This window comes from Chryseobacterium sp. NFX27 (assembly GCF_049887855.1).
Classification (GTDB): Bacteria; Bacteroidota; Bacteroidia; order Flavobacteriales; family Weeksellaceae; genus Chryseobacterium.
The window spans coordinates 1-16,078 of the sequence record NZ_JAGEKK010000033.1 but is presented as its reverse complement, the minus strand read 5'-3'; the positions used below and the strand labels follow the sequence as shown (position 1 = coordinate 16,078).

Genomic DNA, 16,078 nt, shown 5'->3' with positions numbered 1-16,078 from the left:
CATAAACAAAAGGAAATCAAAATGAAAACTTATAAAAGCAAAAACCAAAGCAAAAACAAATTTGCTCTGGTTTAATTATTTATTTTTGTCCTTTAATCTGTATCGGATTTTCAGGACGAGACAAAATAATATTTTTAAAGATCGAGAGCCGGCTCAAGAATCTTTTCCATTCTTTTCTTTACCATATCTACAGATCCTGAATAATTGTTTACCATTAAAGAAAACACTAACGTTTTTCCAGAGTTGGTCTTCAGGTAGCCAGCTAATGTTTTTACTTTATTTAAAGTTCCTGTTTTCGCAAAAACCTGTCCGTTTCCGGTACCGATGAACATTCTTTTCAGTGTTCCGGACTGCCCTCCTACCGGCAGTGAAGTGAAATAAGTCTTATAGTATTTCTCATCCATTAAAGATGTTAAAAACTTCACCTGAGAAATCGGCGTTACATTATTGCTTCTTGAAAGTCCGCTTCCATCCATATAATTCAGTCCCATCATATCAAAACTTTCCTCTTTCAGGTGGTTTGTTACTACCATTCTTCCTGATTCCGAGGTCTGGTCACCCATTTTCTGGAAACCTACTGTTTTCAGTAAAGCTTCTGCCAGAGAATTGTCACTGTGCTGGTTCGTATAGAATACAATATCCCCCAGTGTAGGAGATTTATAGGCTGAAACCAGCTTTCTGCTCTCAGGAGCTGCATCTGTCATTTTAGGGGTTACTTTACCGGTAACACCAATTCCGCTTTTTACCAGCGTTGTTCTGAAAGAATTGGCTAGATAAGCCGGAGCATCGGGAAGCTTTGTCGTTAAAATTCCGTCCCCTTCATATTTTTCTGCATACACCATCTGGTTGGCGTAAGGAGACATATAGAAATACTTTTTTTCAGACGTTAATCCTGATTTTTTCATAATCAGCTTTTCATTGGCAGGATTGATCTCGCGGGTAGTTCCTACAGGCAGATAGTAATTATTGTTTTCAAGCCATACAACATTTTCCGGAAGCCTTGTAATATTGCCTTTGAAAAGCGCTGTCTGGATGATAATATCACCGTTTACCTTTCTGATCCCTTCGCGCGAAAGTCCGCCCATAAAGTCTGAAATAATATCCCTGTAAGACCATGCCCCGGCTTTATTGGTTCCTAAAGAAGGATCACCGCTGCCTATGAGATACAAATTACCATTCAGAACTCCGTTTTCATCAATAGTTCCTGAATATTCCAGCTGTGTCATCCAACGGTAGTTTTCACCTAAAAGGTTCAACGCAGTTTCCGTGGTGAGTAATTTTGTAGTAGAAGCCGGAACTAAAGGAGTACTTTCATTATACGAAGAAATCACCTTCTTCGTTTTGGGGTCATACACTACGAATCCCCAGGTTGCATTTTTCAGCACAGGATCCGTCATCATTGTGTTTACATTAATATCTACAAGCTCTTTGGCCGACAGAATCGTTTTCTCCGCCATTGAGGTAACCGGAGAAGGTAGATTCAAAGTATTTTTCTGATTATCGTATGCCTGTGAGTAAAGAACTGTAGAAACGGTAGATTGGGCAAGGAAAAACCCAGAAGCCAATACCGCTACACCTGAAATATATTTTCTGTAATTTACCATCTATCTTTTTTTGTTTCCATAGTTTGACGCTATAAAAAATGATAAGTTAAATCATCCGTTTAAAGAACCAAACATTTAATGAACGACCAAAAGTAGAAATTATTGTTATAAAAAGAGTTACAGAGTTCTTATAAAAGAGTGTAAAGTTTGTTAAAAAATGTTAAAAATCCACAAAAACATCTTTTTTAATACTTTGATAAGCAGTGATTTCATCAAATTCATTCAGACTTAACAAAACCATTTTTTTAAATTCATCATACTTTTTGCCACGGGGAAGCTTCAGCATAATCTGAAACTGGTATAAATTATTCAGCCTTGCAATCTGGGCTCTTTCCGGTCCCAAAACACATTCTTCAGGAAGATATTTTCTTAAAATAGATCCCAGAAACTGGGAAGCCCGGTTCACTTTGTCTTCTTTCCTGTGTTTAAGCTCGATCATAATAAGCTTGGTGAACGGCGGATAGTGAAATTTCTGGCGTTCTGTGAGGATATATTTGTAAATTTTTGCAGGATTATTCATCTTGATCAGCTGAAAAACAGAATGATCAGGATTATAGGTCTGAATTAAAATTTTTCCTTTACCGGAAACCCTTCCCGCTCTTCCGGAAACCTGGGTAATCAGCTGATAGGCCCTTTCTTCCGCTCTGAAATCCTGGACATACAATAAAGAATCTGCTTTAGGAATAGCGACAAGTTCAATATGATCAAAATCGAGTCCTTTTGATATCATCTGTGTCCCTACAATAATATCTGTTTCGCCTTCTTCTATTTTTTCGTACAGTTTTTCATACGCAAACTTCTTACGCATGGAATCCACATCCATTCTGTCCACTTCATGGTCAGGAAATATTTTGGATACTTCTTCATGAATCTGCTCTACTCCCACTCCTCTTTCATTGAGATTTTCCGAGTGGCATTTCGGGCAGGTTCTCGGCTTGGAGGCTCTCTGTCCACAGTAATGGCATTTCATTTCGTTGGCTGCCTTATGGTAGGTCATTACGACATCACAGTTGGAACAGTAATTAACATAACCACAGGTTTCACATTCAATCACATTGGCATAACCGCGGCGATTGTGGAGCACAATAGCCTGATTTTTTTCGTCCAGTGTTTTTTTGATCTCATCAACTAAGTGTAAAGAAAAATTTCCGGACACTTTTTTAGATTCCTGGGCTTCTTTAAAGTTGATGAGTTCATATTCCGGCAGGTTTACATTCCCGAATCTTTCATTCAGGAAAATATATTTTATTTTATCTTTTCTGGCGTTATAATAGCTTTCCACAGAAGGTGTTGCCGACCCCAGAATTACACCGGCTCCATAAAGATTTCCCAAAACCAGCGCAGCATCTTTAGCATTGAAATAAGGCGAAGCTTCTCTTGGCCTGTACGCAGAGTCATGTTCCTCATCCACTACAATAAGTCCCAGATCCTGAAATGGCAGGAACAATGCATTACGCGTTCCTATAAGAATTTTAATATCATTCTGCTTGATTCTTCTCCAGACTTCAACTCTTTCAAAATCAGTTAATTTCTGATGATAGAAACCAAGCTGCCTGCCATATTTTTTTTCTAATCTTTGAGTAATCTGTTTCGTCAGAGAAATTTCGGGAAGGAGGAACAGTACATTTTTTCCTTCCTGTATATATTCTTCAATTTTCTCTAAATAAATATGGGTTTTTCCTGATGAAGTTACACCGTGCAGCAATACATTCTTTCCTTCCTCAAAGGCTTCATCAATCTCGGTTTTAGCTTCTTTCTGCTCTTCGGAAAGCTCTTCCAGTTCTTCAATTTCACCTTCATAACTTTCGATCCTGTCCTTCTGCATGTGATATTCTTCAACAAGGCCTTTATCTGCAAGGGATTTAAAATGGGAACTTCCGAAATATCCGTCCTCAAAAAGCTCTGCTTTTTTAATGGGAACTTCAGGATGCTCGGTCTGCTTTTCTAAAATAGCCAGAAAAAGATCTTTCTGCTTCGGAGCTTTATTAAGTTTTAAAAGAATATCCGTAAGATTCTGGTTGTTTAAAACCTTATCACTGATCTTAACATAGGCCACTTCTTTAGCCTTATATTTTTCAGCAATTTTTTCATCAATTTCAATATACTGCAGATCGATGAGGGAATTGATTGTTTTGATGATATCTTTTTTAGGGATAAATGCTTCAATATCCGTAAGGTTGATCAGCTGGCGGACCTCCAAAGCCTGAATAAGATACATTTCATTGACATCCAGGTTTTCAAAATCAACTGTTATATTGGGTTTTAATTTTAAATAGGTTTCACTTTCCAGTTTTAAAGAAGATGGAAATGCAAAACGGTAAATTTCTCCAAGTCCGCACAGATAATATTCTGAAAGCCAGTTCCAGAAGTTGATCTGCTCTTCAGGAAGGATGGGTTTATCATCCAGAATACTGATCACTTCTTTCGCAACAAAATTCTCCGGTGCGTTATCATGAAGTTCAAAAACAATTCCCGTATAAATTTTCTTCCCTCCAAACGGTACCAATACCCGCATTCCCGGCTGAATATGGGATATCAGCTCTTCGGGAACTTTGTAGGTGAAAGATCCTTTTAAATTAAGTGGTAAAACGATTTGGGCGTACTGCAAAGGGAAAATTATTAAAGTGTAAAATTAGATTTTTCTTCAGAGAACTGCAATCTTTTTGTTGAGATACACCAATGATATGGCAGGGAAGAATACCCAAATGATTTTTTTATAGATTAGTTTTACTTTTAATTATTTTTTACTTTCGCAGATTGAGCGAATTAAGCAGATAAAAAATAACGCAAACATCTGCCAGATCTGCGCAATCTGCGAGAGACTATTCTCTGTATATAAATCATTTTTTGTGTGAATCCCTATAGTTTTTACACGCAAAGGTCTGATTTGGGATTTCTTTGATTTTAAGAAGGCAAAGACGTAGCTATGCCGTTGATAAAGCTTTATGATAAAACGTTCGCTTAGTCAAATCAATGCTGCTTGATTCCTCTTTGCTAAACTGAATAATAAGATTTTAGTTAATCTTTTGCGTTAAAAAAGCAATTATCTTTTTGAAATTCTTTCGCTTCGCTCTGAGTGACGATTTCCTATCAATCAGAATACCGACTTTAGAAAAGCAAGTTTATTATCTGATACCAAACTGCAGAAGTAAGGAATCCTACAATAATACTAAAACCAATGATAAGATTGGTAAGCTTGGTATTGAGCCTGAACTGTTCCGCAATAATACTTGAGGTGACAACAGTAGGCATGGCAGCTTCAAATACAGTGATCTTTGCCACATCTCCTTTGATATTAAGAAGCAAAGCCAGTCCCAGAACAATGGCAGGGGCTAAGATCAGTTTATAGAGCATGGAAACGGACATCTGCGGGATCAGCTTTTTCCAGCCGTTGAATTTTAGCTGGAGTCCTACAGAAAATAAGGCCAGCGGACTTACCGTTGCTGCCAGCTTATCAAAAAGTGGTTCCGCTGATGTGAAATCAATAAATTGGGATAATATCAATGCTGCAATGCATCCTATCAATGGCGGAAAAGTGACCAGTCTCTTAAAAATAAATTTTGCACTTACCTTTCCTGATCTGCTTCCTCCTTTTACTGCCGCGATGATTCCTAATGTGGAAAGGGCAAAAAACATGGTCTGATCGCAGATGATGGCGATACTTAAAAGACTTTCGCCATAAAAAGCACTTATGAGAGGGAAACCGATAAAGGAGGTATTGCTGTAGCCGCTTGCCAGTTCCATTGTGCTTCTGGACCTTCTTGAATAGCCCTTACTTTTACAGTAGAACATCATAAAGAAGAAACAGAAAACAGAAATAAGAAAGGTAGCTGCAATCGGAAACAGCATTTCTGTTGTCCATTTTACTTTTGGCAGATATTTAAAAGAAACTGCGGGCAGCGCAAGGTACAGAATCCAGGTATTGATGCCTTTGTGCGCATCGGGATGGATTGATTTTGTTGCTTTGAATACCATACCGGCAATAATGCACACTGCAATCAGAACAAAATTGACCATCATATTTAAGAAATATACTACAAAGTTACGGTTGATTTTCCAGTTTTAATCTCAAAAAATAATTTTTTAAACTCTCGCAGATTGAGCTGATGGTATAAATTTTCTTTCTGCTATGATACTTTAGTTTTTCAATGTATCCCAAAGGCTCATCACTTCGATATTTTCCAAAGGTTTTGAAAGTTTTATCTTTTTTGATGTACCGGGAAGGAGATCAAAGAAGTTATCGCTGAAGTGGGTATCTCCTATCAGATAAATATCTTTCGCCAAAACATCTGTGGAAATTTCAATTTCGTCTGCTGAGATCTTTTTTATCTTAATGTCTGGTTTTGTCAGCTGGAGATCTTTAGGTTTGGAAAAGAAATACTGATTGGCAGCGATGATTTTCCCATCTTTGTCTTTTAGTGTTAAGTGTAAAAAGACTTTATTTTTATCAGATTCAGATATCAGACTTTTAATTTCAACAGGATTTAATTTTAGAATACTATCCCATAGTTTTCCTTTTAAGTCTGCCACTGTTTCTTTTAAAAGTTGACCGTCAAAACGTACTGCTTTCACTTCTAATTTAATATCCCTGAAATGTTCCGGTCCGTCATTAATGGCATAAAAATTTAAAAACCCTTCTTTTTCTTCAACCAAAATGGCTTGTTGTTCAAAGCTTTTTTTCATCTGGTAATGCAGGGCTTTCCAGTTTCCTAAATAATCAATGGATGACCAGGAAACAACCGGCCAGCAGTCATTGAGCTGCCAGTATAATGTTCCCATATTATAAGGCTTTGCACGGCGGTGGGCTTCTACGGCAATTCTCATTCCACGGGCCTGGAGCAGCTGGGAAATATAATTGTACTTCACGAAATCTGCAGGGGTTTTATAGTCCCTTTTCATATATTCAGTGATGATATCCCAGCCTCTGGCATTTTTTTCATGAGCTTTAATAACCGGGTTCTGAAGGCTGAGATCCGGGTTTCCGGAAAACATAGATCTTATAGCTTCCAGACTTGGCATTCCCTGAAAGCCATATTCTGACATGAATCTACCTACTTTCTCATTATAAATTTCAAACGGTTGCTCTCCCCACCAAACGCCCCAATAGTGGGAATCTCCTTCTGTGAGACTTTCTTTATGTCCCCATCCGATAGACGGTGAAGTCGGCCAGTAGATATTTTTATCCGGAGTGAGAATTTCCTTCATTGTAGTAGGAATCACTTCATGAAACAACTTTTTATAATCTTTCCAAACCTGAAGAGAATCATTTTTTGAGTATTTGAACTGTTTCTGATAACCCCAGTTGACAATAGCTTCATCAATTTCATTATTTCCACACCATAAGGCAATCGAAGGATGATTCTGAAGCCTGTTGATCTGATCTTTTACTTCTTCCTTTACGTTATTTAAAAAATCTTCATCAGCTGGATAAAAGCTTCCTGCAAACATAAAATCCTGCCAGACCAAGATACCGTTTTCATCACAGGCTTTATAAAATTCATCATCTTCATAAATGCCGCCACCCCAAACACGGATCATATTCATATTGGCCTCCTTCGCGTCCTTGATCAGCTTTTGATATTTTTCTTTGGTTATTCTGGGTGAAAAGCTGTCGGAAGGAATCCAGTTTGTTCCTTTGGCATAGAATGGTTTTCCATTGACTTTAAAATAGAAAGATTTTCCTGCCGGATCTTTTTCCTGAATTAATTCAATGGTTCTTAACCCAATTCTTTCAGTTTTTTCAGAAAGGAACTCTGAGCCTTTTTGCAGAGAAATTTTTATGTCATATAAATTAGGATCACCCCATCCATTGGGCTGCCAAAGTTTTGGGTTGTTAATTTTAAAAGGAATATGAATTTTATTTCCTCCTTTTTTTAACTGAAATTTCTTTGACTGACCATTAACTGAAATAGAATATCCGCCTTCTTTATCTGCAAAAATTTCTGTTTGGATGTTGAGTTCCGCCTGTTGTTTTGTTAAGCTTTTTTGTTCAATTTTTACGTTTTTTAATTGAGCATTATTCCAAAAACGAAGTTCTACGTCTTTCCAGATTCCGGCAGTAACCAATCTCGGACCCCAATCCCATCCAAACTGATACTGAGCTTTTCTCACAAAACTCCTGGGTGACTCCGGCATGGTAAACGGAACTTTTTTTGCCAGTTCTTTTCCTTCCTTCACTGCTGATCTGAATTTGATCTTCAGCTCATTATCTCCTGCTTTCAGGAACTCTTTCACAGGAATTTGCCATTTCCTGAACATATTGTCTGTTTTTTTCAGCATTTTTCCGTTCAGGTAAATTTCTGAGAAGGTGTCAAGGCCGTTAAAAACAAAATCAGCATGATCATTCAACAATTCTTTTGATGATACTTTAAAACTGGTTTTATATTCCCAGTCTTCATTTTCTATCCACTGTACTTTCTTTTCATTTTCATCTTTGAAGGGATCGGAAATGATTTTGTTAGCCATCAGGTCAAGATGAACAGTACCGGGAATTTTTGCAGCCAGCCAGTTCTGCTCCTGTGTATTTTTGAACTCCCATTTTTCGGAAGACAAGCTTCGTTCTGTTATCTGTGCACCCATCATAGTCTGAATAAAAAGGAAAGCAAAAAGGATAGATTTATTCATTAACAAGTTTATTTACAATTCTGTGAATCCCATATTTAATAAGTTCAGTATTAAAATTTATCAGTAGACCTAGTTTTACATTAGTCAGTTTCAGATAGGTCAAAACCTGGGAATAAAAGACTGGATTCAAATCAAGAACAGCTTTTACTTCAATAATAACCTTACCTTCTACGATTAAGTCAATTCTATATGCATTTTCTACTGTAACTTCTTTATACTTTAAAGGTAAGGAAATTTGTTGTTTCACGTCCATTCCAAGCTGTTTCAGTTCATACGCCAGAGCTATTTCGTAAGCATTTTCCAACAAGCCAACTCCAAGAGTTTTATGAACTTCAATTGCAGCTCCTATTATTTTGTAGGATAGTTCGTTTTCTGTCATTCATTTGTGTTTTATATTTTAGCATTTTATATTGAAATCATTATTTTTAAATTTAATGAAAATCTTTTTGACGCAAAGTTTTCATTATCTACATCTTAGATTTAAGGAATGCAAAGGAGGAATCAACAAGTTGATTCAATTAAGCGAACGTTTTATCCAGTTAGCTTCATCAATGACGTAGTCAATTCTTTGCTTTCTCAAAACTCAGCGTTTTTAAAATAAAACTTTGCGTTTAAATACATTCTATAATTTGACGCAAAGATTCATTTAGATATTACATATTTAAGTCTGCAAAGACGGAATCAATTACATTGATTCGTTTAAGCGAACGTTTTATCCAGTTAGCTTCATTAATGACGTAGTCAACTCTTTGCCTCCTCACAACTCAATGTTATTTAAAATAAAACTTTGCGTTTAAATACATTCTATATTTGACGCAAAGAGTCATTTAGATATTACATATTTTAAGTCTGCAAAGACGGAATCAATTACATTGATTCGTTTAAGCGAACGTTTTATCCTGTTAGCTTCATCAATGACCTAGTCAACTCTTTGCTTCCTCAAAACTCAGCGTTTTTAAAATAAAACTTTGCGTTTAAATACATTCTATATTTGACGCAAAGATTCATTTAGACATTACATATTTTAAGTCTGCAAAGACGGAATCAATTAACATTGATTCGATTAAGCGAACGTTTATCCAGTTAGCTTCATCAATGACGTAGTCAACTCTTTGCTTCCTCAAAACTCAGCGTTTTTAAAATAAAACTTTGCGTTTAAATACATTCTATAATTTGACGCAAAGATTCATTTAGACATTACATATTTTAAGTCTGCAAAGGAGGAATCAATTACATTGATTCGATTGAGCGAACGTTTCATCCAGTTAGCTTCATCAATGATGTAGTCAATTCTTTGCTCCCCTCACAACTCAACGTTATTTAAAATAAAACTTTGCGTTAAAAATTATTTATTTTTCAAAGCCAGGACCTCATCTGCACTGGCAAAAGCCCCGCTGTCTGTAATTGCTGAAGAATGAAAATACCCGGCATTGGTAAATTCTCTGATCTCTTCAATATTGGTTGAACGAAGTCCGCCTCCAACCAGAATTTCTATTCTTCCATTGGAAAGCTCAACCAGTTTTTTCAGGTTTTCTTTACCTTCTGAAACGTTCGGCTTCTGCCCTGAAGTAAGAATGGTTTTAAACCCGCAATCAATTACTTTTTCCAAAGAACCTTCAAGGTCTTTTACTCTGTCAAAAGCACGGTGAAAAGTACAGGGAAGAGGATGCGCCATTTCAATCAAAATTCTGTTCTGTTCTATATTCACCTCATCATTTTCATTTAAAATTCCGAAAACAAAACCATCTGCTTTTAGAGACTTTAGCTGTAACAGGTCTTTTTTCATCTGTTCAAATTCAGCATCTGAATAGGTAAAATCGCCACCTCTGGGCCTGATCATCACAAAAATCGGAATATTTATTTTTGCTCTGAGCTGTTTTGTTGTTTCAAAGTCAGGGGTTGTTCCGCCTTCATTCAATCCGTCACATAATTCTATTCTGTCGGCTCCGTTTTCAAATGCAGTCATTGCAGATTCAGGATTGAAACAGGCTATTTCTATTTTTGACATTTTCCGTTTTTATTTAAATTTTCACTCTTCCTCAATAACATCTGCTATCAGAAATTGATGATCTGTTTTTATAACTTTAACTTGGCGTAGATATTTAGCTTTAAAACCATCATCAGCCAGGACTACATTAAAAACATAATTATTGTCTGACGAGGATTTTAAGTCACAATTCCGAACCTCAATATTAATCCAGTCCTGTCCCGAAATAAGAAATCCTGAGTTTATTCCAGCTTTACCGGTATCAAACTTACCTTTCCATTTGTTCTGAAATTCTTTTAAGGTAAGGCTTCCGTCAACATCCATATCAACATTCATTGCATCCGTTTTGTACTCGTAATATTCTTGGGTTGTTATTTTCTGCATTTCTTTATCCAGACTTCTCAGGTCTTCTTTAAAGTAATTCTTAATACTTTTTCCCAGCCATTTTTTTGCTTCTTCAGATTCATTGGGCTTATTTTCTGCTGCTGCCATCTCTTTTGGAAGAGGTTCCTTCTGTATAACAGCCTCTTTCTTCTTTTCTCCTTTACATGCTGCCATTAAAAATAAAGACGCAATGATTATTTTTTTCATATTCCTATTGATATTTTGAAAACGGGCTAAAGCCCGTTTCTATTGAATTTTCAAGCTGAAAAATTGATATATCTTAAATAAATTGATTACCTATTGATTGATTTTGATCGTAAAGCTTTTATTATTTCAATGCAAATTCAGGTTTTTCCAAACGGTTTCCTTTCTGGTCATAGACGGCGTAATTAAACCCATCCTGAATGCAGTAAGAACCGTATTCCCCTTTTTTATTTAAGGCTATAAAACCAACCTGAATATCTTTGAGATTTTTATTTCTTCTCTGGGCAATTTTCACAATTCTTTCTACAGCTTCTTTACAGGCCTGCTGAGGATTTCTTCCCTGCCGCATCAATTCAACTACCAGATGGGTCCCGACAGTGCGGATCACTTCTTCGCCATGCCCGGTAGCTGTAGCAGCTCCCACTTCATTGTCAACAAATAAGCCTGCCCCAATAATGGGAGAATCTCCTACCCTGCCATGCATTTTAAAAGCCATACCACTGGTGGTACAGGCTCCGGAAAGATTTCCCTGCGCATCCAGAGCGATCATCCCGATGGTATCATGGTTTTCAATATTGGCAACCGGCTTATATTCGCTGGTTTTCAGCCATTCTTTCCATTCTTTTTCGGACTCTGGAGTAAGAAGGTTTTCTTTTTTAAAGCCCTGTGATAATGCAAACTGCAACGCTCCATCGCCAACCAGCATAACATGTGGTGTTTTTTCCATAACGGCTCTCGCCACGGAAATAGGGTTTTTAACATATTCTAAACAGGCTACTGATCCAATATTGTAATTTTCGTCCATAATACAGGCATCAAGGGTTACCCTGCCATCCCTGTCCGGGCGTCCGCCATAGCCGACACTTCTTTCATTAGGATCCAATTCTACGAGACGGACTCCTTTTTCCACGGCATCCAGTGCTTTTCCGCCTTTTCCAAGGATGGTCCAGGCTTCTTCGTTGGCTTTCAGTCCGAAATTCCAGGTGGAAAGAACAATAGGTTTGCCAGCTATTGCTTGGTTCTCCGGCAATTCTCCGGCGATGAGATCCAGCGGATTTACGGCAAGTGCCAGGGAAGCTGCAGCCGTTTTTTTAATGAAGTTTCGTCTACTTTGCATGTTTAGATATATTTGACTCCCAAATTAGCAATTTTCCTGCTAGCTGAAAAGGAAAAAGACCATAGAATGTACACTATGGTCCTTTATTTTTTATGTTCAATGCTATAGTTGAATAGTATTTTACATGTTATATTTGGCTTTATGACTAATTTGCCCCTATTTCATCTACAAACAGCCACGCTTTTGAGTCTGCTCCGGGATTTCCGGCAGGAATAATACCTGCATTTTCTACTTTTAGTTTAATGTATCTGGAGTTCTGGTTTCCAATATTCAGCCTTATTTTTCCTTTTGAGCTTTGGATCTCATCTTTTCCTATCTCTTTGATCATTTTAAAATTCTTTCCATCATCTGAAACAAAGACCTGTGCAGATTTCGCCAGGTGGATCCAGCTTCCTTTATTTTCCAGGGTATTAAAATAAACTTCTGAAAAGGCTGTTTTCTGCCCAAGATCAATGGTTGCAACAACATCTTTTCCCTGAAAACCCAGCCATGTTTTCCCAAGCTGTCTTGTGTTTCCGATAATCCCGTCCACGAGGGTAAAAGCTCCGCCAAAAGAATAGTTTTCACTTGGCTGCTGTTCCAGTGTTATTTTTTTTCCTGTTGTTTTTGAAACTGTAAATTCCTGTGTAGAGACCGCACTTTTAAGCTTTCCTTCTTCAAAATAAGCGGATTTAACGGTTAGAGATTTCGAAACAGCAACAGGCCCCTGATAAACCGGTGAATTGATAGAGGGTTCTGTTCCGTCTGTGGTATACCGGATTCCTTTGGGATTTTGCGACACTGTAAGTTCGTAAGCAATACCGTTGTTGGCAGGAAGTACCTTTCCGGAGATATTGTAAATGCTTTTTGCATAATTCACCTTCATTTTGTCGAGAACTTTGAACTGTCTGATTACCCTGTTTTCAAACTCCTTATAATTCTTAGGATCTGCCGTTCCCCATGCCACTTCTGAAAGGGCCATCAGTCTTGGAAATATCATGTACTGTACCTGCTTAAAATCAGTGATATATTCTGTCCATAAATTAGCCTGAACACCTAAAATATATTTAGCCTGTTCTGCATTCAGCTCTGCAGGAATGGGATTATAAGAATAGACTTTATCTAAAGGCGTAAATCCACCGAAAGCATTAGGCTCTGACTGTGGGTCTCCCTGGTAATGATCAAAATAGCAATAGGCACCCGGTGTCATTACTGCGAAATGTGAAGATTTTGCGGCTTCTATTCCTCCATTCACGCCTGTCCAGCTCATAACAGCAGCGTTGGGAGCTAAACCTCCTTCGAGAATTTCGTCCCAGCCAATGATCTTTCTGCCTTTGCTGTTCACGTACTTTTCAATTCTGTGGATGAAATAGCTCTGCAGGCCATGTTCGTCTTTCAGATTATTCTTTTTGATCAATTCCTGACAGTGGGCACATTCTTTCCATCTTGTTTTCGGACATTCATCACCACCAATGTGAATGTACTGGGACGGAAATAATGCAATGACTTCGTCAAGAACATTTTCCAGGAATGTGAATGTTTCTTCTTTCGGACAGAAAACATCGTCAAAAACACCCCACTTTGTAGCAGATTCAAAGGGACCTTTTGTACACGCAAGCTCCGGATATGCTGACAAGGCAGCTAAGGCGTGGCCCGGCATTTCAATTTCCGGCACTACGGTAATATGTCTCTGTTGAGCATATTGAACGACTTCTTTAATCTGCTCCTGTGTATAGAAATAGGGGCCGTAAGGCTTTCCGTCAAATGTATTGTCTACGTAAGCACCAACCATTGATTCTTTACGTTTTGAACCTATTTCAGTCAGTTTCGGATACTTCTTAATTTCAATTCTCCAGCCCTGATCGTCTGTAAGGTGCCAGTGGAAAGTATTCAGCTTGTACATGGCAAGATAATCAATGTACTGTTTTACTTCATCAACACTGAAAAAATGGCGACAGACATCCAGGTGCATTCCCCTCCAGGCAAATTTGGGATAATCATTGATTTCCATGGCAGGAATAGCTTTATCATCTTTATATTCTTCAAATAATTGTATCAAAGTCTGAAGTGCCAGAAAATAGCCCTGATCTGTATAAGCAGATATAAAAATCTCTTTTGGGGAAATGTTAATACGGTATTTTTCTTTATATTCTTCAGGATTTTTGTGTTTTGGCATTGAAACGTATACCAGATGAGTTCCCTCTATCTTATTACTGTTCTGAAATTTAACCTGGGAGCCAAGACGTTTTTTGAAATACTCAGTTTCTTCTTTTGGAAGTTTGTCATTCAATATCAGCGTCTCAGGAATAACAAACTTACCTTTCTGCATGGTTACGCTTTGGGGATAAGGGATCAAATCAGGCTTTTTCTGAGCATGAAAAACTGTGGAAAAAATAGCAGAAAACATAAAAAGAAAACGTCGCATTTAGATAGGATTAAGGTTTTAGCTAATATAATTATTTTCTAAAACTCTTTGGTGATTTAACTTATTAAATAATAAAACATCTAAATTTGCAAAAAAGATACAATGAGAAAAAATATTCTATTCGCTGCTGCCCTATTATTTTCAGTTTCTTCACAGGCACAGCTCTTAGACATTATCAAATCTACCGTTAAAACAAAAACCGGTGTTGATCTTGATAATCCATCGAAACCTAAAAGTTCTACAACAACCACTACAGCTAATCCCACTACAACTACCCCAACCCAAGCTTCTCCTGTCAATCTGGGAAATTTAACCTCAACACAGATTTCTTCCGGCTTAAAGGAAGCGTTAAGCCTTGGGGTAACTGATGGCGTAAAGAAGCTGGCTTTAACAGACGGATTCTTAAAGAATGAAGCAGTAAAAATTTTAATGCCTGAAAAATTAAGAAAGGTTGATACTACGCTGCGTTCTCTGGGAATGGGAAGCCTGGCTGATGAAGGGGTGAAATTATTAAACAGGGCTGCCGAAGACGCAGTTACAGAAGCCGCTCCTATTTTTACCAAAGCAATTACCTCGATGACGATCACGGATGCTAAAAATATTTTATTAAGCAGTGATAATGCAGCAACCAATTATTTACAGACCAAAACGCAAAGTCAGCTTTTCACAGCTTTTCAGCCAAAAGTGAAGGCCTCGCTAGGTAAGGTGGGTGCAGATACGGTATGGAAAAACCTGATTTCAAAATACAACACTTTTACAGGACAATCTGTAACAACCGATCTTAATGAATATGTGACAACTGAAACTATTAACGGTGTATTTAAAATGGTGGCTGATAAAGAAAGCGGGATCCGAAACACTCCGGCGATGAGAACAACTTCTATTTTACAGAAGGTTTTTGGGGCACAAGACGGGAAATAAATGAAGGTAAAACTTAGTTTTATAATCTATTTATTTATTCTAAGATAATTTTAAAGTATAAAAACTGTTTCATTTTGAGACAGTTTTTCTTTGTTATAATAAAAAGATTTGTGCTATCTGCTAAATCGGCGAGAGAAAAAAATCTTCTGATTATATTCTTTCTTTTGTCTGAAACAAAAGAAACAAAAATTCAAGACCTGGAAATTTCCGCTAAAAAGAAATCCTGATCTCTAAAAATTCTAAAACTTGCGCGAATTCATTATTTGTTCTTCGGTTCAAAATTTGTCTCGCGCTTCAAACACTAGAATTTTCTTAACGTTCACAGGTTTTATTTTCTTAACGCTACATTTTCCTATGTCGGTTGAGTAGTGTTTCCATAACACTTTTTGAGAACATTTACCATTCTTTAAATTTACAGTGAGAAAAATCGGCGTCATCTGATAAATCGGCGAGAGAAAAAAATCTTCTGATTATATTCTTTCTTTTGTCTTGAAACAAATGAAACAAAAATTCAAGACTTGGAAACTTCCGCTAAAAATAAATCCTGATCTCTAAAAATTCTAAAACTTGCGCGAATTCATTATTTGTTCTTCGGTTCAAAATTTGTCTCGCGCTTCAAACACTAGAATTTTCTTAACGTTCACAGGTTTTATTTTCTTAACGCTACATTTTCCTATGTCGGTTAGAATGGCTCAAAAAACATTATCTGACTAGTCCTGAAAAAGGTTGACTAGGTTTATTACCCAAATATAATTAAATCAGAGTAGGAATTTTTCTATTCTGATTTTGTTTTTTATAGGTTTTTAATTTCACATTATTTTTTAGATGTACTT

The 16,078-nt window shown here is 37.1% G+C and carries 10 protein-coding genes; 1 reads left to right on the top strand and 9 read right to left on the bottom strand.

Annotated features, from left to right (window positions below; translation table 11 throughout):
- Positions 1 to 134: 134 nt before the first annotated feature.
- From dacB to J4Q03_RS21095, 9 genes are all read right to left on the bottom strand, one after another.
- Positions 135 to 1,604: a D-alanyl-D-alanine carboxypeptidase/D-alanyl-D-alanine endopeptidase gene (gene dacB / locus J4Q03_RS21135; RefSeq protein ID WP_426050081.1), complete on the bottom strand. Its 1,470-nt coding sequence runs from the start codon at positions 1,602 to 1,604 to the stop codon at positions 135 to 137.
- A gap of 160 nt (positions 1,605 to 1,764) precedes the next feature.
- Positions 1,765 to 4,212: a replication restart helicase PriA gene (priA, locus tag J4Q03_RS21130; RefSeq protein WP_426050080.1), complete on the bottom strand. Its 2,448-nt coding sequence runs from the start codon at positions 4,210 to 4,212 to the stop codon at positions 1,765 to 1,767.
- A 500-nt stretch (positions 4,213 to 4,712) separates the two neighbouring features.
- Entirely contained in the window at positions 4,713 to 5,624 is a 912-nt protein-coding gene (locus J4Q03_RS21125; protein ID WP_426050079.1) for an AEC family transporter, read from the bottom strand.
- A gap of 117 nt (positions 5,625 to 5,741) precedes the next feature.
- On the bottom strand, positions 5,742 to 8,228 hold the full coding sequence (locus tag J4Q03_RS21120; protein ID WP_426050078.1) for a beta-mannosidase: 2,487 nt from the start codon (positions 8,226 to 8,228) through the stop codon (positions 5,742 to 5,744).
- Positions 8,221 to 8,607, bottom strand: a complete 387-nt coding sequence (locus tag J4Q03_RS21115) for a GxxExxY protein (RefSeq protein WP_426050077.1) — start codon at positions 8,605 to 8,607, stop codon at positions 8,221 to 8,223. The genes J4Q03_RS21120 and J4Q03_RS21115 overlap by 8 nt, the downstream gene beginning before the upstream one ends.
- Before the next feature lie 966 nt (positions 8,608 to 9,573).
- Entirely contained in the window at positions 9,574 to 10,236 is a 663-nt protein-coding gene (locus J4Q03_RS21110) for a copper homeostasis protein CutC (protein ID WP_426050076.1), read from the bottom strand.
- A gap of 21 nt (positions 10,237 to 10,257) precedes the next feature.
- Positions 10,258 to 10,806: a hypothetical protein gene (locus tag J4Q03_RS21105; protein WP_426050075.1), complete on the bottom strand. Its 549-nt coding sequence runs from the start codon at positions 10,804 to 10,806 to the stop codon at positions 10,258 to 10,260.
- A gap of 121 nt (positions 10,807 to 10,927) precedes the next feature.
- Positions 10,928 to 11,920 carry an isoaspartyl peptidase/L-asparaginase family protein gene (locus tag J4Q03_RS21100; RefSeq protein ID WP_426050074.1) on the bottom strand — a complete coding sequence of 331 codons (993 nt, stop codon included), beginning with the start codon at positions 11,918 to 11,920 and terminating at the stop codon, positions 10,928 to 10,930.
- Positions 11,921 to 12,065: 145 nt separating this feature from the next.
- Complete coding sequence (locus J4Q03_RS21095) at positions 12,066 to 14,324, bottom strand: family 20 glycosylhydrolase (protein ID WP_426050073.1); 2,259 nt, start codon at positions 14,322 to 14,324, stop codon at positions 12,066 to 12,068.
- Between the two features lie 102 nt (positions 14,325 to 14,426).
- Here J4Q03_RS21095 and J4Q03_RS21090 point away from each other — a divergent pair, with 102 nt between their 5' ends.
- Positions 14,427 to 15,245 carry a DUF4197 domain-containing protein gene (locus J4Q03_RS21090; RefSeq protein WP_426050072.1) on the top strand — a complete coding sequence of 273 codons (819 nt, stop codon included), beginning with the start codon at positions 14,427 to 14,429 and terminating at the stop codon, positions 15,243 to 15,245.
- The last annotated feature ends 833 nt before the right edge of the window (positions 15,246 to 16,078 follow it).

Excerpts from the sequence above, each read along its gene's own strand:
- J4Q03_RS21115 (WP_426050077.1), bottom strand. The coding sequence starts at position 8,607 with ATGACAGAAAACGAACTATCCTACAAAATAATAGGAGCTGCAATTGAA.
- J4Q03_RS21105 (WP_426050075.1), bottom strand. The coding sequence starts at position 10,806 with ATGAAAAAAATAATCATTGCGTCTTTATTTTTAATGGCAGCATGTAAA.
- J4Q03_RS21110 (WP_426050076.1), bottom strand. The coding sequence starts at position 10,236 with ATGTCAAAAATAGAAATAGCCTGTTTCAATCCTGAATCTGCAATGACT.
- J4Q03_RS21100 (WP_426050074.1), bottom strand. The coding sequence starts at position 11,920 with ATGCAAAGTAGACGAAACTTCATTAAAAAAACGGCTGCAGCTTCCCTG.
- J4Q03_RS21095 (WP_426050073.1), bottom strand. The coding sequence starts at position 14,324 with ATGCGACGTTTTCTTTTTATGTTTTCTGCTATTTTTTCCACAGTTTTT.
- J4Q03_RS21125 (WP_426050079.1), bottom strand. The coding sequence starts at position 5,624 with ATGATGGTCAATTTTGTTCTGATTGCAGTGTGCATTATTGCCGGTATG.
- J4Q03_RS21120 (WP_426050078.1), bottom strand. The coding sequence starts at position 8,228 with ATGAATAAATCTATCCTTTTTGCTTTCCTTTTTATTCAGACTATGATG.
- J4Q03_RS21090 (WP_426050072.1), top strand. The coding sequence starts at position 14,427 with ATGAGAAAAAATATTCTATTCGCTGCTGCCCTATTATTTTCAGTTTCT.
- dacB (WP_426050081.1), bottom strand. The coding sequence starts at position 1,604 with ATGGTAAATTACAGAAAATATATTTCAGGTGTAGCGGTATTGGCTTCT.